At 68.1% G+C, this 24,531-nt stretch carries 17 protein-coding genes; 10 read left to right on the top strand and 7 right to left on the bottom strand.

What is annotated here, in order from left to right; translation table 11 throughout:
- The first annotated feature begins 147 nt into the window (after positions 1-147).
- A complete protein-coding gene (locus ACYVF7_RS21765) occupies positions 148-5,004 on the top strand; it encodes a ricin-type beta-trefoil lectin domain protein (RefSeq protein WP_460343510.1) in 4,857 nt (1,618 codons plus the stop codon).
- A 220-nt stretch (positions 5,005-5,224) separates the two neighbouring features.
- Here ACYVF7_RS21765 and ACYVF7_RS21760 read toward each other — a convergent pair whose 3' ends face one another.
- The 3 genes from ACYVF7_RS21760 to ACYVF7_RS21750 all read right to left on the bottom strand — a co-directional run bounded on the left by ACYVF7_RS21760 (position 5,225) and on the right by ACYVF7_RS21750 (position 8,273).
- Positions 5,225-5,974: an SDR family NAD(P)-dependent oxidoreductase gene (locus ACYVF7_RS21760; protein ID WP_460343507.1), complete on the bottom strand. Its 750-nt coding sequence runs from the start codon at positions 5,972-5,974 to the stop codon at positions 5,225-5,227.
- Positions 5,975-5,989: 15 nt separating this feature from the next.
- Positions 5,990-6,577, bottom strand: a complete 588-nt coding sequence (locus ACYVF7_RS21755; RefSeq protein ID WP_460343504.1) for an NADPH-dependent FMN reductase — start codon at positions 6,575-6,577, stop codon at positions 5,990-5,992.
- Positions 6,578-6,770: 193 nt separating this feature from the next.
- Positions 6,771-8,273, bottom strand: a complete 1,503-nt coding sequence (locus ACYVF7_RS21750; RefSeq protein WP_460343502.1) for an MDR family MFS transporter — start codon at positions 8,271-8,273, stop codon at positions 6,771-6,773.
- Positions 8,274-8,360: 87 nt separating this feature from the next.
- Between ACYVF7_RS21750 and ACYVF7_RS21745 the strand changes: the two genes are divergently transcribed.
- Positions 8,361-9,092 carry a TetR/AcrR family transcriptional regulator gene (locus ACYVF7_RS21745; protein WP_460343500.1) on the top strand — a complete coding sequence of 244 codons (732 nt, stop codon included), beginning with the start codon at positions 8,361-8,363 and terminating at the stop codon, positions 9,090-9,092.
- 137 nt (positions 9,093-9,229) lie between these two features.
- On the opposite strand, the gene ACYVF7_RS21740 is transcribed toward ACYVF7_RS21745, so the two are convergent.
- From ACYVF7_RS21740 to ACYVF7_RS21730, 3 genes are all read right to left on the bottom strand, one after another.
- Positions 9,230-10,723 (bottom strand): endo-1,4-beta-xylanase, encoded by a 1,494-nt coding sequence (locus tag ACYVF7_RS21740; protein ID WP_460343497.1) that lies wholly within the window; start codon positions 10,721-10,723, stop codon positions 9,230-9,232.
- Positions 10,724-10,853: 130 nt separating this feature from the next.
- On the bottom strand, positions 10,854-12,677 hold the full coding sequence (locus ACYVF7_RS21735) for an RICIN domain-containing protein (RefSeq protein WP_460343494.1): 1,824 nt from the start codon (positions 12,675-12,677) through the stop codon (positions 10,854-10,856).
- A 453-nt stretch (positions 12,678-13,130) separates the two neighbouring features.
- Positions 13,131-14,054 (bottom strand): LysR family transcriptional regulator, encoded by a 924-nt coding sequence (locus ACYVF7_RS21730; protein ID WP_460343491.1) that lies wholly within the window; start codon positions 14,052-14,054, stop codon positions 13,131-13,133.
- Between the two features lie 116 nt (positions 14,055-14,170).
- Between ACYVF7_RS21730 and ACYVF7_RS21725 the strand changes: the two genes are divergently transcribed.
- The 5 genes from ACYVF7_RS21725 (at position 14,171) to ACYVF7_RS21705 (ending at position 18,262) form a co-directional block, all read left to right on the top strand.
- Positions 14,171-14,854 carry a type 1 glutamine amidotransferase domain-containing protein gene (locus ACYVF7_RS21725; RefSeq protein ID WP_460343487.1) on the top strand — a complete coding sequence of 228 codons (684 nt, stop codon included), beginning with the start codon at positions 14,171-14,173 and terminating at the stop codon, positions 14,852-14,854.
- A gap of 2 nt (positions 14,855-14,856) precedes the next feature.
- Positions 14,857-15,387 (top strand): TetR/AcrR family transcriptional regulator, encoded by a 531-nt coding sequence (locus tag ACYVF7_RS21720; protein ID WP_460343484.1) that lies wholly within the window; start codon positions 14,857-14,859, stop codon positions 15,385-15,387.
- Positions 15,388-15,439: 52 nt separating this feature from the next.
- Complete coding sequence (locus ACYVF7_RS21715) at positions 15,440-16,453, top strand: NADP-dependent oxidoreductase (RefSeq protein ID WP_460343481.1); 1,014 nt, start codon at positions 15,440-15,442, stop codon at positions 16,451-16,453.
- Between the two features lie 116 nt (positions 16,454-16,569).
- A complete protein-coding gene (locus tag ACYVF7_RS21710; protein WP_460343478.1) occupies positions 16,570-17,328 on the top strand; it encodes an SDR family NAD(P)-dependent oxidoreductase in 759 nt (252 codons plus the stop codon).
- 247 nt (positions 17,329-17,575) lie between these two features.
- The gene (locus tag ACYVF7_RS21705) at positions 17,576-18,262 is read left to right on the top strand and encodes a FadR/GntR family transcriptional regulator (protein ID WP_460343475.1); all 687 of its coding nucleotides are present in this window, start codon (positions 17,576-17,578) and stop codon (positions 18,260-18,262) included.
- A gap of 86 nt (positions 18,263-18,348) precedes the next feature.
- On the opposite strand, the gene sthA is transcribed toward ACYVF7_RS21705, so the two are convergent.
- Positions 18,349-19,746 (bottom strand): Si-specific NAD(P)(+) transhydrogenase, encoded by a 1,398-nt coding sequence (gene sthA / locus ACYVF7_RS21700; protein ID WP_460343472.1) that lies wholly within the window; start codon positions 19,744-19,746, stop codon positions 18,349-18,351.
- 555 nt (positions 19,747-20,301) lie between these two features.
- Between sthA and ACYVF7_RS21695 the strand changes: the two genes are divergently transcribed.
- The 3 genes from ACYVF7_RS21695 (at position 20,302) to ACYVF7_RS21685 (ending at position 24,335) form a co-directional block, all read left to right on the top strand.
- Positions 20,302-21,666 carry a cytochrome P450 gene (locus ACYVF7_RS21695; RefSeq protein WP_460343469.1) on the top strand — a complete coding sequence of 455 codons (1,365 nt, stop codon included), beginning with the start codon at positions 20,302-20,304 and terminating at the stop codon, positions 21,664-21,666.
- Positions 21,667-21,756: 90 nt separating this feature from the next.
- Positions 21,757-22,662: a terpene synthase family protein gene (locus tag ACYVF7_RS21690; RefSeq protein WP_460343466.1), complete on the top strand. Its 906-nt coding sequence runs from the start codon at positions 21,757-21,759 to the stop codon at positions 22,660-22,662.
- Positions 22,663-22,682: 20 nt separating this feature from the next.
- On the top strand, positions 22,683-24,335 hold the full coding sequence (locus ACYVF7_RS21685) for a prenyltransferase/squalene oxidase repeat-containing protein (RefSeq protein WP_460343463.1): 1,653 nt from the start codon (positions 22,683-22,685) through the stop codon (positions 24,333-24,335).
- Positions 24,336-24,531 lie beyond the last annotated feature (196 nt).

The following is a 24,531-nucleotide window of genomic DNA, read 5'->3' as shown; positions in this document are numbered from 1 at the left end:
AATCGGTTCGAAAGGCCTATGAAAGGCCATTGACCCCCTTGATCACTGGTCATACCATCCGCTCGAACCGGTGCTAGCGAATCGATTCGAAGGGTCGAACCGTACGGCCACCAGCAGGGCCGTCCACGTCCTGAGAGGCATTCCGTCATGTCTTCCGCACTCCCGTTCGGCCGCCGCAGATGGGCGGCCGCGGCCAGAACCGCCGCCGTCGGACTGGCCGCGGCATTCACCCTCATCTCCCCGGCGGCTCCCGCATCGGCGGCCACCACGACGATCTATGCCTCGCCGTCGGGCAGTGGCAGCGCCTGTACCTCCGCAGCGCCGTGCTCACTGGCGGGCGCGCAGGCGGCGGTGCGGTCGATGAACGGCGGGATGTCCGGCGACATCGTCGTGCAGCTCGCCGACGGCGTCTACCGGCAGACCGCGCCATTGCGGTTCACCGCGACCGACTCCGGCACCGGCGGTCACACCGTCAGCTGGCAGGCCGCTTCCGGGGCGCATCCGGTGGTCACCGGCGCCCAGGCGGTCACCGGATGGAGCCTGGCCGACTCGTCCAAGAACATCTGGAAGGCGAGCGTGGGAACCGGGATCGACACCCGGCAGCTCTACGTCGACGGCGCGCCGGCCACCAGGGCTCGTACCCAGGTGAACCGCTCCGACTTCACCGCCAACAGCAGCGGCCTGCACTTCTCCAACAGCGCCCTGGGATACCTGAACAACCTGGCGAACCAGAACCGCGTCGAGGTCGAGGCCATCGGTTCCTGGACCGACCGGTACGTAACCGTGCAGAGCATCGGCGGTAACCAGATCACGATGCAGCAGCCGGCCTGGAACAACAACACCTTCGGGTGGGACACGTTCACCAACCCGTTCCGCGCGGGCCCGCTCTACGTGGAGAACGCCTACGAGTTCCTCGACTCACCCGGCGAGTGGTACCTCAACACCGGCACCGGCACCCTCTACTACATTCCGCGGTCCGGGCAGAACATGAGCAGCGCCGACGTGGAGTTGCCGAGGCTGCAGTCGCTGCTGGACGTCGGCGGCACCTACGACGCCCCCGCCCACGACATCTCCTTCTCCGGCATCACCTTCACCGGGACGAGCTGGCTGGGGCCGTCCGGCAACCAGGGCTTCGCGGACCAGCAGACCGGTGGCTACCTCGCCGGGAACTGGTCATGGCCGGCGTTCGGATCGTGTAACTCGGGCTGCACCGCGTTCGAGTCCGCCCGGCCGCACTGGAGCCAGATGCCTGGCGCGGTGCAGGTCTCGGCCGCCAACCACATCGCCTTCAGCGGCGACCAGTTCGTCAACCTGGGCCAGATCGCGATGGGCATCGGCAACGACGCCAACGCCCACGCCAGCGGCGTCGGCCTGGGTGCCGGCTCCATCACCGTCACCAAGTCGACCTTCAGCGGTGACGCGGCCGGCGCCATCCTGGCCGGTGGCGTGCAGGCCGACGCGCACCACCCCAGCGACTCGCGGATGATCAACCGGGACATCACGATCAGCTACAACACGGTGCACGACGTCGGCGTCGACTACCGCGACAGCAGCTCGTTCCTGCCCACGTACGTCACCAACGCCACGATCTCCCACAACGAGGTCTACAACATGCCGTACTCCGGCATCTCGGACGGATTCGGCTGGGGTGCCAACGACGCCGGCGGCAGCAACGACTACGCGAACCGCGGCCTCTACAACTACCAGCCGCGCTACAGCACCGCCACGACCGCGTCGAACAACCAGATCACCGACAACTACGTGCACGACGTCATGCAGCAGATGAACGACGGCGGATGCATCTACGGACTGTCGGCGAACCCGAACGGGCGCATCAGCGGCAACTACTGCCTGCGGACCAACGGCTACTTCGGTCTGTACTTCGACGAGGGCTCGCGGTACTTCACCGCCACGGGCAACGTGTTCTCCAGCACCGGCGGCGTCTGGGCGACGATGAACGCCAACGCCAACAACAACACGGGCACGCTCACCCTCACCAACAACTGGTACAGCAACGGCGGCACCAACATCAACAACGGCGACCGCGGAAACACGGTCTACGGCAACACCCAGGTCAGCAACGGCGCCTGGCCCTCGGGCGCCCAGTCCGTGATCTCGAACGCGGGCACGGGCTCCCCGTCCGGTGGCGGCGGGGACACCGGCGTGCTCCGCGGCGTCGGATCCAACCGGTGCCTGGACGTGCCCAACGGCAGCCAGAGCGACGGCGCCCTCCTGCAGATCTGGGACTGCGGCGGCGGCGCCGGCCAGCAGTGGACCCTGAACGCGAGCAACGAACTGACCGTGTACGGCGGGAAGTGCCTGGACGTGCCGAACAACGCCACCAGCCCGGGAACCCGGGTGGAGATCTGGACCTGCAACGGCGGGACGAACCAGCAGTGGCGCCTGAACGCCGACGGCACCGTGGTCGGGGCCGGCGGGACTGTGCCTGGACGTCACCGGCCGGGGCACCGCGAACGGCACCGCCGTGGAGATCTGGACCTGCAACGGCGGCAGCAACCAGCAATGGACGCGTACCTGATCGGCCGACTCGTTCCAACCACCCCCAGAAAGGGACGAATCCCCATGCCAGGAATCAGCCGATTGCTCCGGCGGCTCAGAGTCTCAATGATCGTGGTCGTCGGCGTCGTCCTGGCCGCGAGCGGCGTCGTGGGCGCTGCGACGACGCCGGCCCGGGCGGCCACCTCGATCACCGTCAACGGCGCGTCGGGCGGCCGTACGTTCGACGGCGTCGGCGCGGTCAGCGGTGGCGGCGGCAACAGCCGGCTGCTGATCGACTACCCCGAGCCGCAGCGCGGCCAGATCCTCGACTACCTGTTCAAACCCGGCTACGGCGCCTCCCTGCAGATCCTGAAGGCGGAGATCGGGGGCGACACCAACTCCACCAGCGGCGCCGAGCCAAGCCACTCCCACTTCCGCGGCGACCTGAACTGCGACCGCGGCTACGAGTGGTGGATCATGGAGCAGGCCAAGGCGCGCAATCCCAACATCAAGCTGGTCGGGCTGGCCTGGGGCGCGCCGGGGTGGATCGGGGGCGGCTCGTTCCTGTCCACCGACATGATCAACTATCTGGTGTCGTGGCTGGGCTGCGCCAAGCAGCACAACCTGTCGATCGACTACCTCACGGCCGCCCAGAACGAGAAGCTCTGGGACGTCAACTGGACGATCAACCTCCGCAACGCGCTGAACTCGGCCGGCTACTCGAACGTCAAGATCATCGTCGGTGACCAGTACCCGGGCGCCTGGGTCGGGGCCGACCAGGTCGCGAGCAACGCCACCTTCCGTAACGACGTGGACGTCCTGAGCGGGCACTACCCCTGCGGATACCTGAGCGCGCAGACCTCGTGCTCGGTGCCGTCGAACTTCATCAACTCCGGCAAGACGCTGTGGTCGAGCGAGAACGGATCGCAGGACTACAACGGCGGCGCCGCACCGCTGGCCCGGGGCGTCAACCGGTCCTACATCGACGGGAAGATGACCGCCTACCTCAACTGGGACCTGATCGCGTCGGTCACGCCGAACATCCCGTGGCCGACCGTGGGGCTGATCCTGGCGAACCAGCCGTGGTCGGGGCACTACGCGGTCGGCAAGGACACCTGGGCGCTGGCGCACACCACCCAGTTCACCGCGCCCGGGTGGAAGTACCTCGACTCCTCCAGCGGCTACCTCGGCGGCAACCGGAACAACGGCAGCTACGTGTCGCTGAAGTCGACGAACAACACCGACTACAGCACGATCATCGAGACGATGGACGCCACGAGCGCCCAGACCCTGAACTTCAGCGTCGCCGGCGGCCTGTCCACCGGCCAGGTGCACGTGTGGGCGACCAACCTCAACTCCGGCAACCAGGCCGACTACTTCGTGCACTCCGCCGACATCACCCCGTCCGGTGGGAACTACTCCCTGACCGTCCAGCCCGGTTACCTCTACACCGTCACGACCACGACCGGCCAGGGCAAGGGCACCGCCGCCGGCCCGGCTCAGGGATCGCTCAACCTGCCGTACAGCGACGACTTCGACTCCTCCACCGCCGGCCACGAGGCGAAGTACCTCATGGACATGCAGGGCGCGTTCGAGGCGAGCGCCTGCGGCGGCGGCCGTTCCGGCATGTGCGTCCGCCAGGCGAGCACGCAGGCCGCGATCGGGTGGAAGCCGATCTCCGACCCGTACGCGCTGCTGGGCAACACCAACTGGAACAACTACACCGTCTCCTCCGACGCGCTGCTGGAGAAGTCCGGATACGCCGAACTCATCGGCCGCGCCGGCTCGCAGAGCACCGGCGACCCGAACGGGCTGAACGCCTACTACCTGCGGGTCAGCGACACCGGCGCCTGGTCGATCCTGCGCTCCAACACCAGCGCGCAGTGGACGACGTTGCGCAGCGGCACGACCTCCGCACTCGGCACGAACCGGTGGCACACCCTCGCCCTCGGCTTCTCCGGCGGCACCATCACCGCCACCGTCGACGGCAACTCCCTCGGCTCGGTGAACGACTCCACCTACGGAGCCGGCCAGGTCGGCCTGGGAACCAGCCAGGGCGAGACCGCCCAGTTCGACAACCTCAAGATCACCCCCGGCTCGGGCGGCGGTACGGGCGGGTCGACGTCCACACTGGTCAACGCCGCCTCCGACCGGTGCCTGGACGTCCCGAACGTCTCGCAGAACAACGGCACCCAGGTCGAGTTGTGGGACTGCAACGGCGGGACCAACCAGCAGTGGACGTCCACCTCGTCGAAGCAGTTGCAGGTGTACGGCTCCAAGTGCCTGGACGCCGAGGGCGCAGGCACGTCCGCGGGCACCCGGGTGCTCATCTGGGACTGCAACGGCGGCTCCAACCAGCAGTGGAACCTGAACGCCGACGGCACGGTCACCGGCGTGCAGTCCGGCCTGTGCCTGAGCCCGAACAACTCCGGAACCACCAACGGCACGCTGATGGTCCTCGGGACCTGTAACGGCGCAAGCAACCAGAAGTGGACCCAGAACTGAACCCGTAACCCGCATTCATGCCATTCGCCCTGTGATCGTGCCGGCCGGACGAGCGGAGACGTCCGGCCGGCGCTGTTCTCCCCCGGCACCCGCCACTCCGCGGGTGCCGGGGGCGTGGCGTAGACGTCGGAAGGCGGAACGCAAGATAGGTCTGGACAAGAACGGCGAGCGCTGTTCAGACCTACTTTTCAACCCACAGGTCAGCGCGCGGTCGTTCGGGCTATACGGTCGTCCCGCCTGACACGTCCAGGCGGTGACCGGTCATGTAGCGGCTGTCGTCGGAGGCCAGGAACGCCACCGCGCCGGCGACATCCTCCGGTGTGCCCAGCCGGCCCAGCGCCGACAGGGACTCCAGCCACGTCAGGGCCTCGCCGACCAGCCGCCCCTGGTGCATGTCGGTGTCGATCACCCCCGGTGCCACGATGTTGACCGTGATGCCGCGTGGGCCCAGTTGCTTGGCGAGCGTCGAGGTGAGCACGTCGAGGGCCGCCTTGGACATGGCGTAGTCGATGGCCCGTGGCATGGCCGGGCCTCGTGTCAGCATGGTGCCGACCGTGACGATCCGGCCGCCGTCGCGCAGCCGCGGCAGGGCAAGTCGGGTGATGAAGAACGGGGCCGCGGTGTTGACGGCGAACAGCCGCTCGAAGCCCTCCCTGGTCACGCCGTCGATCTCGGCCTGGTCACCGAGGATCCCGGCGTTGTTGACCAGGATGTCGAGGCCGTCGGCGTGGGCGTCGAACGCGGCCCACAGCGTTTCGGCGTCTCCTGGTGCACCCAGCTCGACGTGGATGGCGAAGGCCTGCCCGCCCGCCGCTTCGATGGCCGACACCGTGTCCTTCGCCGCGGTGTGGTCGCTGCCGTAGTGCACGGCGACCCGAGCCCCCTCCCTCGCGAGCCGGGTGGCGATGGCTCGGCCGATGCCCCTGCTCCCGCCGGTCACCAGCGCCGTCTTCCCGGTCAATGACGTCATGTTCCTGCCTTTCCGTTACGCGTTGTAGGGAGTGGTGGCCTTGGCGTCGCGCAGCACTCGCGCCCACCACGTCAGCTGGTCGAGCAGCGTCTTGGCGGCCATCGCCTGCCCGTTCGGGTCCTTGGGCCGCCGTCCTCGCCGAAGGACTCCCACGTGCCGTGGAAGCTGATCGTGTCCCTCGTGGTGACGGCATGAAGTTCGGCGAAGACCGCGCGCAGATGCTCCACGGCACGCAGTCCGCCGGCTGAGGCCGCCGTAGGAGACGAATGCCACCGGTTTGGCGTGGAACTGAGCGTTGTGCCAGTCGATCGCGTTCTTCAATGCCGCCGGGTAGCTGTGGTTGTACTCAGGGGTCACGATCACGAACCCGTCGGCCGCTTCGAGCCGCGGTGTCAGATCGCCCAGGGCCGTCAGCACCTGCGGTGGCGGCGAGACGGACGGGGCGGCCGCGCCGATCGGTACGTCCGCCAGATCGATCAGGTCGACCTCGCTGTCGGTACGGCGTGCGGCCTCCCCGGCGAACCAGGTGGCCACGGTGGGCCCGAAACGGCCATCGCGGATGCTGCCGATGATGACGGCGAGTCTCAGTGGTCTATCGGTCACGGTCTTCTCCGTTCGTATGCGCGGCTTTCTTGAGCGCCGCGTACAACGTGTCCTCGGTCTGGGTGGACACCCTCGTCGCGGAGGCGGTCCGCGGCGCGGGTGAAGCGGGTGTAGCCGAGCTAGGAGTGCGCGCAGATGACGTCCAACACGATGCGGACGTGCACGCTCTGTCGTTCGTACGACATGCGGGTCCTCATGCCGCCGCCGTGGCGGGTTCGGCGGGCATCCGGTCACGCAAGGGGACCTCGCGGATGAACCAGGCCAGGACGAAGGCGATGAGGCCCAGAACGGCGGCGCCGGTGGCCATGGCGTGGATGCCGTCGGAGACGGCGACGCGGGCCGCCGCGCGCACGGGCGCCGGGTACTGCTGGAGTGCCTGTGCCGTCAGCCGGCCGGTGGCGATCCGATCGGCGGTCCGGGTGCCGAGGCGTTGTGCGAGGGTTTCCTGCAGCCGGTCGGTGTACAGGGCGCCGAGCGCGGCCACGCCCAGCGACGCGCCCATGGTGTGCCAGAGGGTGACGGAACCGCTGGCCGCCCCCATGTCTCGTGGCTCGGCGCTGTTGACGGTGATGATCGTGGTGCTCTGCGTCAGCAGGCCGACTCCGATGCCCCCGACCAGGGTGAGGCCGGAGGCGAGGACCGGGTTGGTGCCCGGCCGGAGCACGAGCAGCAGGAGCATGCCGACGGCCAAGGTGGCGCCGCCAAGGATCGGATAGATCCGGTATCGGCCGGTGCGGCTGATCAGCCGGCCGGTGCCGACCAGTACGGCGACCATGCCCAGCATCGAGGGCAGCACCAGAAGGCCGCTGACGATCGGCGAGGCGCCCTGGACCAGTTGCATGTACTGGGGCAGGAAGTTGGCCGCGATCACCATGCCGACGCCGCCGAGGAAGCGCACGATCTGGGCGAGAGTGAAGTTCCGGTCGGCGAACAGCCGCAAGGGCACGATCGGCTCGATGGCGCGCCGTTCCACCTTCACCAGCGCGGCCAGCGACAACACTCCGGTCAGAGCCAGCGCGAGAATCGGGCCGGACGTCCAGGCGTACTGTGTGCCGCCCCAGCTCGCGATCAGGCTCAGCGCCGCCAGGGCGGTCGTCAGCAGCACCGCTCCCAGGTAGTCGATCCTGGCGCGGATCCGTCGCGGCTGCAGCCGTACGGCTGCGCCGATGAGCAGCAGGGCGACGGCTCCGACGGGCAGATTGACGTAGAACGCCCAGCGCCAGTTGAGCTGTTCGGTGAACAGGCCTCCGAGGAGGGGGCCGGCGATGAAGGCGATCGGCATCATCGTCCCGAACAGCCCCATGAGCTTGCCACTGTGCCGTGGCGGCACCAGCTCGGCGATGAGCGCCAGGGCACCCACCATCAGACCTCCGGCGCCCAACCCCTGCACCGCACGAAAGCCGATGAGCTGGATCATGTCCTGCGACATCCCCGACAGCCCCGAGCCCAGCAGGAACAGCACGATCGAGGCCATGTAAACGGGCTTTCGCCCGTACAGGTCACCGAGCTTTCCCCAGATCGGCGTCGCGGCGGCCATGCAGATCAGGTAGGAGGTCGCGACCCAGGAGAAGTACTTCAGACCGCCGAGATCTCCCACGATCGTCGGCAGGGCCTGCCCGAGCATCATGCCGTCAAGCGGGGCAGTGATCATTCCGATCATCACCCCGATCACACCCGTACGAAGAGATGAATCCACGGCTCGACCTTCTTTCGCGTACCTCGTACTCGAAATGAGACCATAGCCCATTCAGGTACTCTGTACGCAAATGGAAGGAGCGTGCGGATGTCCGACGACCAGCCGACGAGCATCTGGATGCGACCCGAACGTCTGGAGCGCTCCGGGCCCGGACGGCGCCCCGGCTACAGCCGGGACCAGATCACCCGGACGGCCGTCCAGATCGCCGACGCCGAGGGTCTGGACGCCACGACCATGCGCAGAATCGCCGGCGAACTCGGCACCGGCGCCATGTCGCTCTACCGCTACGTGCCCAAGCGCGACGACCTGTTCGACCTGATGATCGACACGGTCATCGGCGAGGTCGAGCTCCCCGATCGCCCCTCCAGCGACTGGCGATCCGACCTGTCCCTGGTCGCCCACCAGACGCGGACCGCAGGCCTACGCCACCCGTGGCTCATCCCACTGCTCTCCGGCCGCCCCACCCTCGGCCCTCAGCTACTGCGCGTACACGAGTTCGCCCTGGCCGCACTCGACGGGCTCGTCCCCGACATCGACGACGTGACCGGTTACGTCGGCATGCTCAACGACTACGTCCACAGCGCGATCCACCGCGAGATCGGCTGGCAGGAAGAAGCCCGCCGCACCGGCCTGGACCCGGAAACCTGGAAGCGCGATTACGTCGGGCCCTACGTCCGACAGGTCGTCGAGTCGGGCACCTATCCGCTGTTCACCCGGTCCATACTGGAGTCCCGGATGTCACACCTATCCCCCGCCGCGCGCTTCCAGCACGGGCTCGAACGCGTCCTCAACGGAATCGGTGCGCAAGGTCGCATCTGACACGCCATCGCGCCGCGGCCCGGGCCGGCGTCGCGGTGCCGGCCCGGGCCACGGCCTCAGGTGTCATGGCGGCGGGATGCGCCGCCCAGTGTCTCCCGCTCTGCCGGTCGGGGCGGCCGGCCTCGGCGTCCAGCTCGTCATCCGAGGGTCCATTGCTGGTTGCTGCCGCCGTTACAGGTCCACAGCTCGACCAGGGCGCCGTTGGCGGTCGACGCGCCGGTCACATCCAGGCAGAGGCCGGACTGCACGCCGGTGACGGTGCCGTTCGCATTGACCTGCCACTGCTGGTTGGTGCCGCCGTTGCACTGCCAGATCTCGACCTTCGTGCCCGCAGACGTCTGCTTGTTGTAAGCGTCCAGGCACATGGTCGTGCCGCCGCTGTAGACGGTGAGCTCGTTCGCGGCGGTGTGCGTCCAGATCTGGTTGCCCGTTCCGGCGCACGTCCAGATCCGCGGCTGGGTGCCCGCGGTGGTGCTGGAGTTCGGAACGTCGAGGCACTTTCCCGCACCCACCGCGTGCAGCTCGCCGCTGCCGGAACCGCCTCCACCGCCAGGCGACCCGCCGAGAGCGGCGACGGTGGCGTTGTAGGCGGGTTTGGGCTGGTAGTTGGAGTCGTACATGGTGGCCGCGCCGTAGCCGGGGAAGGTGCCGGGAATCCACGAATGCCCGTCGTCCACACCCCACTGGGAGACGCCGACACAACGGGAGACGGTCAGGCAGTCCTTGACCACGGTGCCGTAGTCCGTGGCCTGCTGCGCCAAGGCGGAGCCGGAGGCCGGCAGCTGGATACGGTCGTCGAGCTCGGTGACCGCGACGTCCAGCCCCAGAGCGGCGAACCGCTGCATGTTGGCCAGCAGCGAGGAGGGGACCTGCCCGACGATGAAGTGGCTTTCGAGTCCGATGCCGTCCAGTGGCACGCCCTGGGACAGCAGCGACTGCGCCAGGTTGTACATCCCGTTGCTCTTGGCGTTCTCGCCCTCGATGTTGTAGTCGTTCAGATACAGCTTCGCGTTCGGGTCGGCGGCGTGCGCCGTGCGCAGCGCGTCCGCGATGTACCCGCTGCCCATCGCGTTGTAGAACACATCCGCGCGTAGGCTGCCGTCCTCATTGAACGGCTCGTTGACGACATCCCAGGCGTACACCTTGCCCTTGTAGTGCGTGGCCTCCGTGGTGATGTGCGACTCCATCACCGACTTGACCTGGCTGGAGGGCAGGCTGGACACCCAGCCCGGTAGCTGCGAGTGCCAGACCAGGTTGTGTCCGCGCACCCGCATGTTGTGCGACTGGGCGAAGTTGAGGATCTGGTCGCCCGGCCCGAAGTTGTAGTTCCCGTTCGACGGCTCGGTGGTGTCCCATTTCATCTCGTTGCCGGGGGTCACCATGTCGAACTGCGCCGTCGCGACGTTCATCTCGCCGCTGATGCCCAGATCCCCGGCCGTCAGCGCGGTACCGAAGTACCGCCCGTCCGCCTCGGCCAGAGCCCTCAGCGTCGTCGCCGCCCCCGCCGGCACGGCGACGCCGAGCGCCATGACCATCGCCACTACCGCCGCCACCGCGACGGTCGCCACGGCGGCGGCCCGGCCACCGAGCCGGACACCCCCGGGTCTGAACGCGCCTTCACTCGCGGTCACATTCGACCTCCATTTCGAACGAGAGTTTCCCTCCGCTCACCGCACGGAGTCGTACTCCGGCGGGCGGGCACGACGCGCGCGGTCGGTGCCCGCCCGCCGGCGAAGAGAGATCCGGGTCAGGCCGCCGTCGTCAGTTCGCGGTGAAGTCCTGGTTGGTTCCGGCCGCGTTCTTGCACGGCCACTGATCCAGCTGCTGGCCCTGGTTGCTGCCGGCGCCGTAGACGTCCAGGCACAACCCGCTGTTCTGGTTCTGGAAAGACCAGGAGCCGTCGGACTGGGCGACCGGCTTCCACATCGTGCTCGCCGCACCACTACGCGCCTGCTGCACGACGTCCGGACTCCCCTGCCCCGTCGAACCGTTCGCGACCCCGACCACCAGACCGGAGTTCTGCGCCTGCAGTTCCCCAAAACCATTCGACCCCGGCACGAACTGGAACTGCTGATTCGACTGCCCATTACAGGACCACTGATCGATCGCAGCACCCGAGGCACTCGTATTCCCGTACACATCCAGACACAGCCCACCGCTACCGACCACCAACTGGTGATAGCCACTCGGGAAAGCGCCGGTTCCACCACCGCCACCACCCGATGCCGGCGTCAGGTAGATGCCGAACGCGTCGTGTGAGGCCTGGAACGTGACGGGCACCGCGATTGAGCCGCCGGCGGCGCTCATGTCCTGATCGAGGACCACTTGGCGCGCATTCAGCGGCGACTGGTCCGGGATCCGGTAGACGGTGACGTGGACGCTGCCGTTGTTGGTCAGCCAGGGCAGCGACGACAGTCCGCTGAAGGTCACCGAGGCGCCGCCGGTGTATCCGTTGGAGTCCCCGATGATGGCGACGGCCCGCTTGTTCGCGCTGTCGGCGGCGGCGGAGATCGCCGTGCTGCCGACCTGCCCGGAGGTCGACACCAGATTGCCGGTGAGGTCGGCGTAGGTGCGGAACGCCCACCAGTTGCCGGTGGCGGCGAAGCTGCCGCCGTTCACGGCGACGATCCCGGTCAGGTTGGGGATCAGGCAGCAGACCCAGTTGCCGCGCATCGCGTTGGTGTAGCCGGACTGGGCGAAGCGGGCCAGGTACCAGGCCGTCACCCCGGCCGTCTGCCGGTCCGCAGGCTGATACTCGTTCGCCGACAGGGGTCGGCGTGCGATTCCCGCGGAATCCAGCGCGCTGTTGATGGCCTGCCCCACGGTCACCGGGTCGTCGACGTCACCCTCGTCGTGGTTGGTGATCTCATCCGGCACCGTGCCGGCGGACTTGACGTGCGCCAGCCACGTCCGCCACTCCCCCGGGTTTCCCAGCGGGGTGAAGGCGAGTGAGGGCCCTACGATCTTCGCGTTCGGGGCGATGCGCCGGATCTCCCGGTAGGCGGTGTCCCACATCTGGAAGTACTGGGGACTGTTCACGCCCCGCTTCCAGAAGACGGAGATGTCCGGCTCGTTGTCGATGTCGTAGGCGAACTTCAGTCCCGACGCCTGGAGCGCGCCCACTGTCGCGTCGATGAAGCTCACCCAGTTGGAGCAGTCACCGTTGTCGCACGGGTACACCGTGTTGGACGGCTGCCCTCCGTCGAGGCCGTACAGGTCGGTGACGAGTACCTGGAACTCGGTGTTGTACGGGGCGAGGCGCTTGGCCTGCGCGATCACCGTGTTGACGTCCGTCTGCGTCTGGGAGCCGTACTTGTAACCGTCCCCGATCCAGGCCCGGTTCACGTGCCCGCCGGCGCGGTAGGCGTTGGGGTGGAGCGGCTGCAGATACTGGTCCGGCGGCTGCGTGCCGTCCTGGTTGATGCCGTACAGGAAGCCTTCGCCGACTCCGGTCGACGGCCGCGTCGTGGCGGCCAGGTTCACGTTCATCGACTCGGTGGCGGCCTGTGCGGGCGCTGACAACGGAATCACCAGCGCCAGCACCATTCCGGCCGCCATCACCAGACGACCCGGTCTTCCTCTCATCCTCATCGAACCTTCCTCCGGTCCGGGGCGACCCGGATGACGCGATCGAGCGGGCTCACGGCCGCGCCACTCGTACGGTGCCGTCGGCCTGGCGGCGGTGGCGGCCAAGGCGCGACGATGCGTGAGGTTGGCGTGGATCAAACGATGTCGAACCGGTTCGCGAATCGATTCGCTCGGAGATTACGACCGAGATGAGAGAGGGTCAATGCCAGAGTTCGCGCCCCCGGCCGGAGTGACCTGGCAGCCGGGAAAGCCGCTGCTCGGCGGTGCCCGCACTCGCCGGAACGCTCCTCCCGACCATGCGGCGCCGCGAAAGTTTCACACCGCACGCCCCCTACGGTGCGACCGCGACGGACGGTGAAAGCCGCGAGGGCGATCGAGCCGCAGCGCCCTGGCGGACGCGCGAGGATCCAGTAAGCCGACACCACGAAGGTCGGTCGCAAATGCGGCCGATCAGCATGAGTGTGTCACCCGGAGAAGGTGGTCGCGGACGAGGGCGACGTGGTGGAGGGGCTTGGCGCCGCTGCGCTGGGCGAGGAAGCCGGTGTTGATGGGGGCGTCTTCGGGGTCGAGGAGGAGCCGGAGCGTGCCGTTGGCGAGTTCGGCGGTGCACAGGTAGCGAGGGAGAACGGTGACGCCGAGACCTGCGACGGCGGCCGCCTTGACGGCCCGGAGGTCGGGGATGACCAGTGCGGGTTCGGCGACCAGGCGGGCGCCGAAGACGTGTCGCCAGTAGCGGCGAAGAATGGGCAGGTCGTCGGCGTAGGAGATGAGGGGGACGTCGGCGAGGGCGGCGGGGCCGTCGCAGGTGAGGAGGTCGTGGTCGATCTGGTCGGTCCAGTTGGGGGCGGCGATGAGCACGAAGTCCTCGTCGGCGAGGGGTTCGGAGGTCAGGGCGCGGCCGCGAGGGCGGATCGTGGAGACGACGAGGTCGTAGCGGCCTGCATGAAGCCCCACCAGGAGGTCCTCTGACAGGCCGGTGGTGATGCGGAGCCGGACTCCCTTCTCCAGCAGCGGGCCAAGGCTGGGGATAACGGTGGCGGCGAGGAACTCCGCAGGCCCGGCCAGAAGCACCGGTGGCTCGGGCACCGCCTGATCGGGGGTGCCACCGCCGGCGATCGCTTCCAGGGCGTCCATCGGGGCAGCGAGTCGGGCTGCCAGGTCGTCGGCGGCGGGGGTGGGTATGACGCCGCGGGGCAGTCGTTCGAATAGTTGGCGGCCCATGTGATCTTCCAGAGCGCGCAGCTGGGTCGTCACGGTCGGCTGGGAGAGACCGACGAGCCGGGCGGCGGCGGTCAGGGAACCGGCGCGGTAGACGGCCAGGAAGGTCCGTAGCTGCGTCAGGTCCAACGGTCCATTGGATTTTCTATCGCTCACATTGAAGAGTCTATTTTGTGGCTGCGAGTGCCGGTCTTAGCTTGAGGTTCCGGCGGATCGACGATCCGAGCGCGGAACGTCGAGCTGCTGGTTCACCGCATTTCAAGGAGACCCTGATGTCCAAGATTCTTTTCGTGGTGACCGGTGCGACCCATTGGACGCTCAATGACGGCACTCAGCATCCGACCGGCTTCTGGGCCGAGGAACTCCTTACTCCGTACAAGGCGTTCACCGAAGCGGGCCACGAGGTCGTCTTCGCCACGCCGGGCGGCGTGGTCCCGGCCGCCGACCCGGGCAGCCTCGCGCCGGAGGTCAACGACGGCCGCGATGTCACCCCCGAACTGGCCGAGATCGCCGGACTGGTGACGCCGCTGAAGCTGGAGGAGGTCAACCTGGCCGACTACCAGGCGGTGTTCTACCCCGGCGGTCACGGGCCGATGGAGGACTTGGCGGTCGACGCCGCCTCGGGCCGGCTGCTGGTGGAGACGTTGGAGTCCGGCAAACCGCTGGGCGTGGTGTGCCACGCGCCGGCCGCGCTGCTGGCCGCCGACCGCGCCGACGGCACCTCGGCCTTCGCCGGCCGGAAGATCACCGCTTTCTCCAACGAGGAGGAACGACAGGGCGGCCTGGCCGACAAGGCGATCTGGCTGCTGGAGGACCGGCTGAAGGCCATCGGCGCGGACGTGCGGGTCGCGGCCCCGTGGACGCCGAACGTGGTCATCGACGGCAGCCTTGTCACCGGCCAGAACCCGATGTCGTCCGGCCCGCTCGCCGCCGAACTGCTCAAGCAGCTGCGCTGACCATGTATGCCGACCGGCTCTCGGCGGTCTTGGACTCCACCTACGAGTGTTTGCTGCTGTACGGGGTGCGCCGGACCACGATGGACGACATCGCCCACCGTATGGGCCTGTCCCGGTCAAGCCTCTACACCTACGTCCACAACAAGGACGAGGCGTTTCGCCTGCTCGCCGAGCGCCTGCACAGCCGGGCGCTCGAGGCGGCACAAGCCGCAGCCGCCCGCACCGACGCCACCGCCGAGCAACGGGCACTGGGAATCCTCACCGCCAAGCTCGACCTCGTACTGGCGCTGAGGGACTCCCCGCACGTCGCCGAGCTCCTGGACGCCCGAGCCCGCCTGTTCGGCGACATCTGCACCGCCTTCACCGCCCGCCTGCGCACCCTTCTCACCGAGATCTTCAAGGAGGCGGGCACCGACCGGCCACAGGACGCCGCCGACATCTGCCTGACCCTGGCGCACGGCTTCGAAAGCTCACCACACCAGGCACACCTGATGCGGCCGGCCGCCGAAGCCGTCATCAACGGCCTCCTATAACCCGTCCGACGGGCTACATCCGCCAAACACTGTTCACACCCGGAGTACTGCCATGTCTGAAACAAGCCGCGAGATCCGCCTCGCCTCCCGCCCGGTGGGCGAACCGACCTCCGCGAACTTCTCAGTAGCCGACGTTCCGGTCGGCGAACCTGCCCCCGGCCAGGTCCTGGTCCGCAACACCTGGCTGTCGGTCGACCCGTACATGCGCGGTCGCATGAACGACGTCAAGTCCTACGTGCCGCCGTTCCAGATCGGCGAGCCGCTGCAGGGCGCGGCGGTCGGCGAAGTCGTCGCCTCCAACGCCGGCCACGTCCCACTCGGAGCGACCGTGCTGCACTTCCTCGGCTGGCGGGAGTACGCGATCGTCGATGCCGCTGCCGTCCAGGTCCTCGACACCACGATCGCCCCCGCGCAGGCGTACCTCGGCGCGCTGGGCATGGTCGCTCTCACCGCCTATGCGGGTCTCAAGCGCATCGCTCCCGTCAAGGAGGGCGATGTGGTGTTCGTCTCCGGTGCGGCCGGCGCGGTGGGCATCATCGCCGCACGGGTGGCCAAGCACTTCGGTGCGACCAAGGTGATCGGCTCCGCGGGCGGCCCGGTCAAGGCCAAGCGGCTGGTAGAGGAGTTCGGCTACGACGCCGCCATCGACTACAAGGCCGGCGACCTCGACGGTCAGCTCGCGCTCGCCGCCCCGGATGGCATCGATGTCTACTTCGACAACGTCGGCGGCGACCACCTGCGTGCCGCGATCAACGCCATGAACCGCGACGGCCGTATCGCCCTGTGCGGCGCGATCTCGGTCTACAACGCCACCACTCCGCCGCCCGGCCCGGACAACCTGTACCAGGCGATCGGAAAACGGCTCGCGTTGCGCGGCTTCATCGTCGGTGACCACCAGGACCTCGCCGCCGAATACGCCCAGTTGGCAGCAGCATGGCTGAACGACGGTTCCCTCCAGTACGAAGAGACCATCGTCGATGGCATCGACAACACCGTCGAGGCATTCCTCGGCATGCTCAAGGGCACCAACACCGGCAAGATGCTCATCCGCCTCCCGACGGCATGAGTCCAGCTGCCTCACGCAAGGCGCCCTCCGCTCCTGTACGGCTCCCGATAGGGCCGTCGATCTCTCTGCCGCGTACGGCCCGCAGCCATGTGGCCGTTCATCGAAAGGTTTGAACCATGACTCGTCTTGAAGGAACCGTCGCCCTGGTCACCGGAGCCTCCAGCGGCATCGGCCACGCGACCGCCCTGGAACTCGCCCGCGAAGGCGCATCGGTGGCCCTGGTCGGACGGCGCGAGGACCGGCTCACCGATCTGGCCGCCGAAATCTCCACCGCCGGCGGGCGGGCCCTGGTCGTGCCCGCCGACATCACCGACGCCCAGGCCGCCGCGCAAGCGGTCGAGCGGACCGTCGAGGGCCTGGGCCGCCTGGACACCCTGGTCAACAACGCCGGCCTCATGCTCCTCGGGCCCGCCCCCGGCGCGGACCTGGGCGACTGGCGACGCATGATCGACATCAACCTCATGGGCCTGATGTACACCGCCCACGCGGCCATCCCTCACCTGGCCAAAGCAGCCGCCCAGGAACCGCGTCAGGTCGCCGACATCGTCAACGTCGGCTCACTCTCCGGGCGCAATGCCTACGCCATGCAGGCGGTCTACAGCGCCACCAAGTTCGGCGTCGGCGCATTCAGCGAGGCACTGCGCCAAGAGCTCACCCGCCAGCATGTCCGCGTGTCCGTCGTCGAACCGGGCAGCGTCGACACCGAACTACGCACCCACAACCCCGACGTCGTACAGCAGCAGATCGCCGCCGCTCTCGGCGACATCGAGCGGCTGCAGAGCCAGGACGTCGCCGACACCATCGCCTTCATCGTCACCCGCCCCCGCCACGTCGCCGTCGCCGAACTCCTCGTACGCCCCACCGAACAGGCCTAGGGACCGTACGGTTTGTCTCAGCGACCTTTGGAGCGCACGGGCCTGGACCGCCTGGAGGCGATCGCCTTCTCGTACATCCATTCCACTATCATCAAGTCACCCTCGGTATGCGCGACCCGGAACAGGTCATACGGAACGTGAAACGCCACCGGCAGCACATCCTCGAAGGTCTCTGGGACGATCTCCGAGCCCAAGGACTGTTCAGGCCGGCCGTGCCCGCGGCGAACGGGCACGGAGGGAGTCCGCGTTGTCTTTGACGGACAAGGCCATTGAGCAGATCCGTGAGCTGATCCGCACCGGAGCGCTGCCACCGGGCTCGAAACTGCCGGCGGAACCGGATCTGGCCGCCCAGCTCGGCCTTTCCCGCAACCTCGCCCGCGAAGCCGTCAAGGCGCTGGCCGTCGCGCGGGTCCTGGAGGTCCGGCGGGGCGCCGGCACCTATGTGACCAGCCTGCAGCCGAGCCTGCTCCTGGAAGGTCTGGGCGGCGCGGTCGAACTGCTGCAGGGCGACTCGGCCGCCCTCCAGCACCTCATGGAGGTACGACGGCTCCTCGAACCGGTCGCCACCGCGCTGGCCGCCACCCGGATCTCCGAGGAGCAGCTGGCCGAGGTGAAGCGGCACCTGGACGCCATGCGCGAGGCACGCGAAGACGTCGAGCAACTCAACGCCCACGACGCGGCGTTCCACCGCGCCGTCGTCTCAGCCACCGGCAACGAGATCCTGCTCACCCTCCTTGAGGGCGTCTCCGGCCGCACGTTGCGCGCCCGTATCTGGCGCGGTCTGGTCGACACCCAGGCCGCGGGGCGGACCCTCGCCGAACATGAGGCGATCTTTAACGCCCTGTCCACCCGCGACGCGGCCCTCAGCCAGGCCGCCGCGCTGCTGCACGTCAGCAACACCGAGCAGTGGCTGAGGGAGCACCTGCGCCATTGACCATCATCGATGCCGATCATCACTGCGCCGGCGCTTCCGACTTCCGCAGCTGAAGGTCATCGACGCTTAGCGACAATACGGCGTAGTCACAATTCGGCCGTAAGCTCGGTGATCGCCCGGATCTTGTTCATGGCGTCCAAGGCGGCGACCTTGTAGGACTCGGCCAGGGTCGGGTAGTTGAACACCGCGTTGACAAGGTAGTCGACCGTTCCCCCGCAGCCCATCACCGTCTGGCCGATGTGCACCAGCTCCGTCGCACCGGTGCCGAAGACGTGCACGCCTAGCAGGCGGCGGTCGTCCGGGGAGACCAGCAGCTTCAGCATCCCGTACGAGTCGCCGATGATCTGTCCCCGGGCCAGCTCCCGATAGCGCGAAATGCCGACCTCGAACGGAATCTTCTTACGCGTCAGGTCGTCCTCGGACTTCCCGACGAAGCTGATCTCGGGGATCGTGTAGATGCCGATCGGTTGGAGCTCCTGCATGTCCGCGACCGGTTCGCCGAACGCGTGCTGGGCCGCCAGCCGTCCCTGTTCCATCGAGGTCGCGGCCAGCGCGGGGAAACCGATCACGTCGCCGACCGCATAGATGTGCGGCACGGCGGTGCGGAAGTACTCGTCGACCGAGATACGGCCCCGCTCGTCGGCGGTGAGGCCCGCCTCTTCCAGATTCAGCTCGGCCGTCTTGCCCTGGCGCCCCGCCGAGTACATCACGCAGTTCGCCGGGATCTTCTTCCCGCTCTCCAGCACGGTCAGCGCCCCATGCGGCCGTCGCTCGACCGCGGCGACGGTCTCGCCGAACCGGAACGTCACGGCCAGATCCCGCAGGTGGTACTTCAGCGCCTCGACGATCTCCAGGTCGCAGAACTCCAGCATCCGCTCCCGGCGCTCGACCACGGTCACCTTGGTGCCCAGCGCCGCGAACATCGAGGCGTACTCAATGCCTATGACGCCTGCGCCGACCACAACGAGCGTCTTGGGCACCTGGTCAAGGTGCAGGATCGCGTCGGAGTCGATCACCGTCCGATCGTCGAACTCCACACTGGACGGACGGGCCGGCGATGTTCCCGTCGCGATCACGATCCTCTCGGCGGTGACCTTCTTCCCGTCGCCGACCCCGATCGTGTGCTCGTCCAGAAACCGGCCGGTCCCCTCCAGCATCGTCACGTCGTTGCGACTGAGCTGACTACGGATCACCTGGATCTCTCGCCCGATCACATGCTGCGTACGCATACCAAGATCGGCGACCGTGATCTCGTCCTTCACCCGATAGCTCGCCCCGTACAGATCCCGCTGGTTGAGCCCCGTCAGGTAGAGCACCGCCTCCCGGAGGGTCTTCGACGGAATGGTGCCGGTATTGATGCAGACCCCACCGACCATGTGCCGCTTCTCGACGATCGCGACCCGCTTGCCCAACTTCGCCGCAGCGATGGCCGCCTTCTGGCCTCCCGGGCCGGAGCCGAGCACAAGAAAGTCAAAGTCATACATCGGTACAGACCTCCTGACCAAGGAACTCATTCACCGGCATGCCGACGATCCGGCCGAGGCCGCGGCTGCAACACGCGCGTACAAGAGAGACAACGATGCCGATGACGCCGGCGCCGACGACCATCGTCTGGGGCAGCCGGTCCTCAGGACGAGTACATCGAAGTCATGCATCGCCCCAGTCTGACCGGACCCGAGGCAATGATCTAGTTTTTCGCGGACCCGAGCGGGCGGAGGCGTCGATGTCACGACGGCCTCACCTCCACGTGACCAGAGCTTCAGCAGCACGCCACCGGATCCGTCCGGTCAGGGCCGGGAACCGCCACCAACACCGGACGCATGTCTCCTAAATCACACTTCTCCCAATAAGTGGCTAATTATGCGATACTCCGCGTGAGCGATCACCGACCCTCCGCACCCCACCTCTCACACCGCCTTGACAGTCCCGCAAACCCTCTCCAACTGCATCTTTGCCAGATCGGTCAGAAGGAAGCGGCCCGATCGAGCACCGGCCACGGATTCCCCGCACGAACCCGACCCGGAACAGGTGAGCAATCGATGTCCGCCGTCATCGGCACCGATCCGCCACGCACGGTCCAGACCGTCCGGCTCTATCGCTCCATCCCCGCCCTGCTCCGCGATCCGATGGGAGAGGTCGAGAAGATCGGCCGGTTCGCGGGCGAGCTCGTCCGCGTCGACTTCGGAATCTTCAAGGCCTACGTCGCGACCCACCCCGACCACGTCCAGCAGATCCTGCGTGACGATTCCGCGAACTTTCATCGCGATGGAACGGCTTGGCGTCCACTGCACCGGCTATTCGGCGACAGCATCCTCGGCGAAGGCCCGGATTGGGAACTGAGCCGAAAGGCTCTCCAGCCCGTCCTCACGACCCGGCACGTCCATTCGGTGGCCGGGCGAATGGCCGAGGCCGTCAACCAGGCGATCGAGCCGCTGGCCGGACCGGCGCGGGACGGAAGCCCCATCAAGGCGACGCCGGAGATGGCGCGGGTCGTGAACCGCACCGTGCTCACGGTGTTCTTCGGTGACAAGATCTCCGCCTCGGACAACGATCGGCTCGCGCCGGCCTTCGACCAGGTCGCCAAGGCGGTGGCTTTCCGGTTCCTCCTGCCCTTCCTGCCCGAGTCGGTCCCGGTCCCTGGCGACCGTGCCTTCAAAGACGCCGTGCGGAAGATCGACGACGTGCTCATACCTCTGATCCACGAGCAGCGACGCTCGGACGACGCGTCACCCGACTTCTTCTCCGCCCTGTGCCGGGCCCGGACCGCCGACGGCCGACCGGTCACCGACCAATGGGTCCGCGACAACCTCGTGGCGATGTTCGCCACAGCCACGGAGACGACGGTCGGGGCGCTCACGTGGCTGTGGCCGCTCCTCGACACCCACCCGCTGGTGGCGGCGCGGCTGTACGACGAGATCGACCAGGTCGTCGGCCGTGGCACGGTCCAGGCCGAGCACCTGTCCGGCCTGACCTACACCCGGCAGGTACTCCAGGAAGTGCTGCGCCTGTACCCGGTGGGCTGGCTGTTCCCCAGGACGGCCGTGGGGTCTACGCGACTGGGCGGAGTCCGGATCGACGCAGGGGATACCGTGCTGCTCAGCCCGTTCCTCACCCACCGGCTCGAGCAGTTCTGGGAGCGGCCGCGCAGATTCGACCCGGATCGGTTCGCCACCGACCGGACCGCGGACGGCGGCAGAAGGCACCGCTACGCGTACTTTCCCTTCGGCGGCGGACCTCATCAGTGCATCGGCATGCACGCCTTCAACACCGAGGCCGAACTCGTCGTCGCCGGGATGCTGAGCCGGTTCCGGCCCGTCTCCTGCAGCCCCGTGCCGGTCCAGCCCCGGATCGGCCCCACGCTTCGCCCCCGCCGAGACGTCGACCTCACCCTGCGCCTGCTCTGACAGCGCACGAACGGCGTGGGCCCGGCCTGCTCGACGGCCACACCACGCCCGAAACCGCCCGGACGGATCTTCGAACGAAGAAGGGTAGGCATGGCGATTCCCCTCGCGAACCGCGACGAACGGGCAACGGCCGCGGAGCATGGACGGATCTGCGCGTTGGCCACCGATTGCCTCCGCGATCTACGTGACTGCGCGGCCGCGTATCCGGAACTGTTTCCACCCGATCCGTTCGGCCCGACGGTGTTCAGCGGCGTCGCCCTCGCCAACGCGTTCGGGTCCCCATGGGCGACCCGTGGTCAGGTGAGGATCGCCACGCGTACGGCCCTGTGGGCCTTTGCCGCCGACTGGCTCATCGACTACGTCGCGACGTCCCGGCAGGAGGTCGACGAGATCATCCGCGGATGCTCGACCGTGGCGGAAAGCGTCGTCCCGGCCACGGAGGTTCCGCTGCAGCGATTCCTCGCGAGTATCCGCGCGGAGCTCGAGACGAGCGCCGTATGGCCGGCCCTGTCCGCGGCCTGGTGCGACGCTCTGCACCGCTACCTGCGCGCGAACGCACGCGAATGGGAATGGAAGACGGCCTACGCCGACGGAGATCGATCCGCCCTCCCTACCTTCGCCGAATACCTCGCCAACGCGGACAACTTCGGATCCCACCTCGTCAACGTCTCCCACTGGATCTCCAACGAGAGCGTGGACGATCCGGAGCGGCTGCGGCAGCTCGCGGTCGCCGGCGAAGAGGTCCAGCGCGCGCTGCGGCTGGTGAACGACCTCGCGTCCTATGAACGGGACCTGGCGTGGGGCGATCTGAACAGCCTGATGCTCGGGGTCGGCCGCGACGAGGTCGGCCGGCGGATCGACGAGCTCGTCGCCGGTTGCGACCGGCTCATCGGCGCGCTGGCCGACGACTTCCCTCGCGAGGCGGAGTACCTCAGACGACAGCTGGGCTACAGCATGGGCTATTACGGGATGACCGACTACTGGGGCGCCGAGTGACCCCGGGAGACCCGCCACCGATGTACGGGGACGCCCCCAGCGCCGGATCCGAGGCGGACACACTGATCGCCGGGCTCGTCGCCGAACCCTGGGGGCAGGTCTCCGCGTCGGTGTACGAGACGGGACGTCTGGTGACCCTGGCCCCCTGGCTTACCGGTCATGCCGATCGGGTCCGGCACCTTCTGCGAACGCAGCGGGCGGACGGTGGCTGGGGTGCCGTGGAACCCGGCTACGCCTTGGTCCCCACGCTCAGCGCGACCGAGGCCCTGCTTCGTGAGGCGCACCGGGACGGCGCGACCGCCGACGCCGCGGCCGCCGGACTGCGCCGGCTGTTCCGCTGGTCGCGGGAAGGCGAGTCGTCGACCGCGGTCGACCTGCCCGACCTGCCGGCGATCGAGCTGATCGTCCCCTCATTGATCGCCTCGATCAACGCGCAGCTGGACGACGGTGTCATCTCCTGGCGCGAGACCGAACGCGTGGACCTGCCCCGCGGACTGACCGGCACGGCCCTCACCCGGATCCGGGCTGCCCTCGCCTCGGGCCGGCCTCCGCCGCAGAAGCTGCTGCACGTCCTCGAGGCCCCCGGGGACGCCGCCCGGCGCCACCCGGCCATACGACCCGAGGTCACCGGAGCGATCGGGGCCTCCCCGGCGGCGACGGCCGCCTGGCTCGGTGACCGGCCGTCGGACACCACCGGGTCGGCCGCGCGGCGGTTCCTCGAGACGGTCGTCGGACGGTATGGCGGTCCCGTGCCCTGCGGACTGCCCATCACCGTGTTCGAACGCGCCTGGGTACTGAGCGGGCTCGCACGCGCGGGCGTCCCGTTCGACCCGCCGCGCGACCTCGTGGCGGAACTGTCCGCGGCCGTCGGCCCGACAGGGACTGCGGCGGCGGCCGGACTTCCGGTGGACGCCGACACCACCGCGGGCGCGTTGTACGCCCTCGCGCTCGTCGGCGTCCCCCGGCCGCCCGATCCGCTCTGGGCGTTCGAGACCGAGTCGCATTTCAACACCTGGCCGGGCGAAGACGGCGTGTCGGTCACGACGAACGCCCATGTTCTGCAGGCGTTCGGGGAGTACCTCGCGCGCGGGGGCCCGGGACCGGCCTCGCGATACGCCGCGACGATCGCCAAGGTGTCGGCCTGGTTGCACGACCGTCAGCGGGGCGACGGGAGTTGGCAGGATCGGTGGCACGCCTCGCCCTACTACGCGACCTTCTGCTGTGTGCTCGCGCTCCACGACTTCGGCGGGCCGGAGTCGGCGGACGCGGTCGACCGGGCCGTCCGATGGGTGCTGACGACGCAACGGGCGGACGGCTCGTGGGGCCATTGGACCGGAACCGCGGAGGAGACCGCGTACGCGGTCCAGATCCTCCTCCTGACCATAGGCCGGGGACCGGAGACGGAACCACGGCTCGACGCCGCACGCATACGGGCCGCCATGCGCGGCCGTGACCACCTCCGCCGGTGTCCGGTCGGCCCGGACGACCCGCCGCTCTGGCACGACAAGGACCTCTACCTGCCGCTGAGCGTTGTGCGATCCGCCACATTGGCGGCGCTTCACCTCTCCGAGCGGCTCGGTTCACCCTCCTGTCAATTAACTACTGAGGGCCAAAAATCCACCCAAATCGTACCAATTCACCCCTTTTCACCTGTTGTCACCTTGAATTGGTAAGCGACGCATTGCTAGAGTCCGACGTCGCCGGAGAGTTCGGCGCGTACGCGGTGCATCCCACGCGCACGACGGGCCTGCAGGATACCCCCAACATTCGAAATACATCACGAAATTCCGCATGCACACCGTACTGACATTCTCCTCGCCCCCGGGGCCTGAATAATGCGCTTTCGCAACTCGCGTCTTCGAACGAAGA

Source organism: Actinoallomurus acanthiterrae (genome assembly GCF_054775715.1).
Note: the sequence above shows the minus strand (reverse complement) of the source record. Positions and strands in the feature narration are given on the sequence as shown.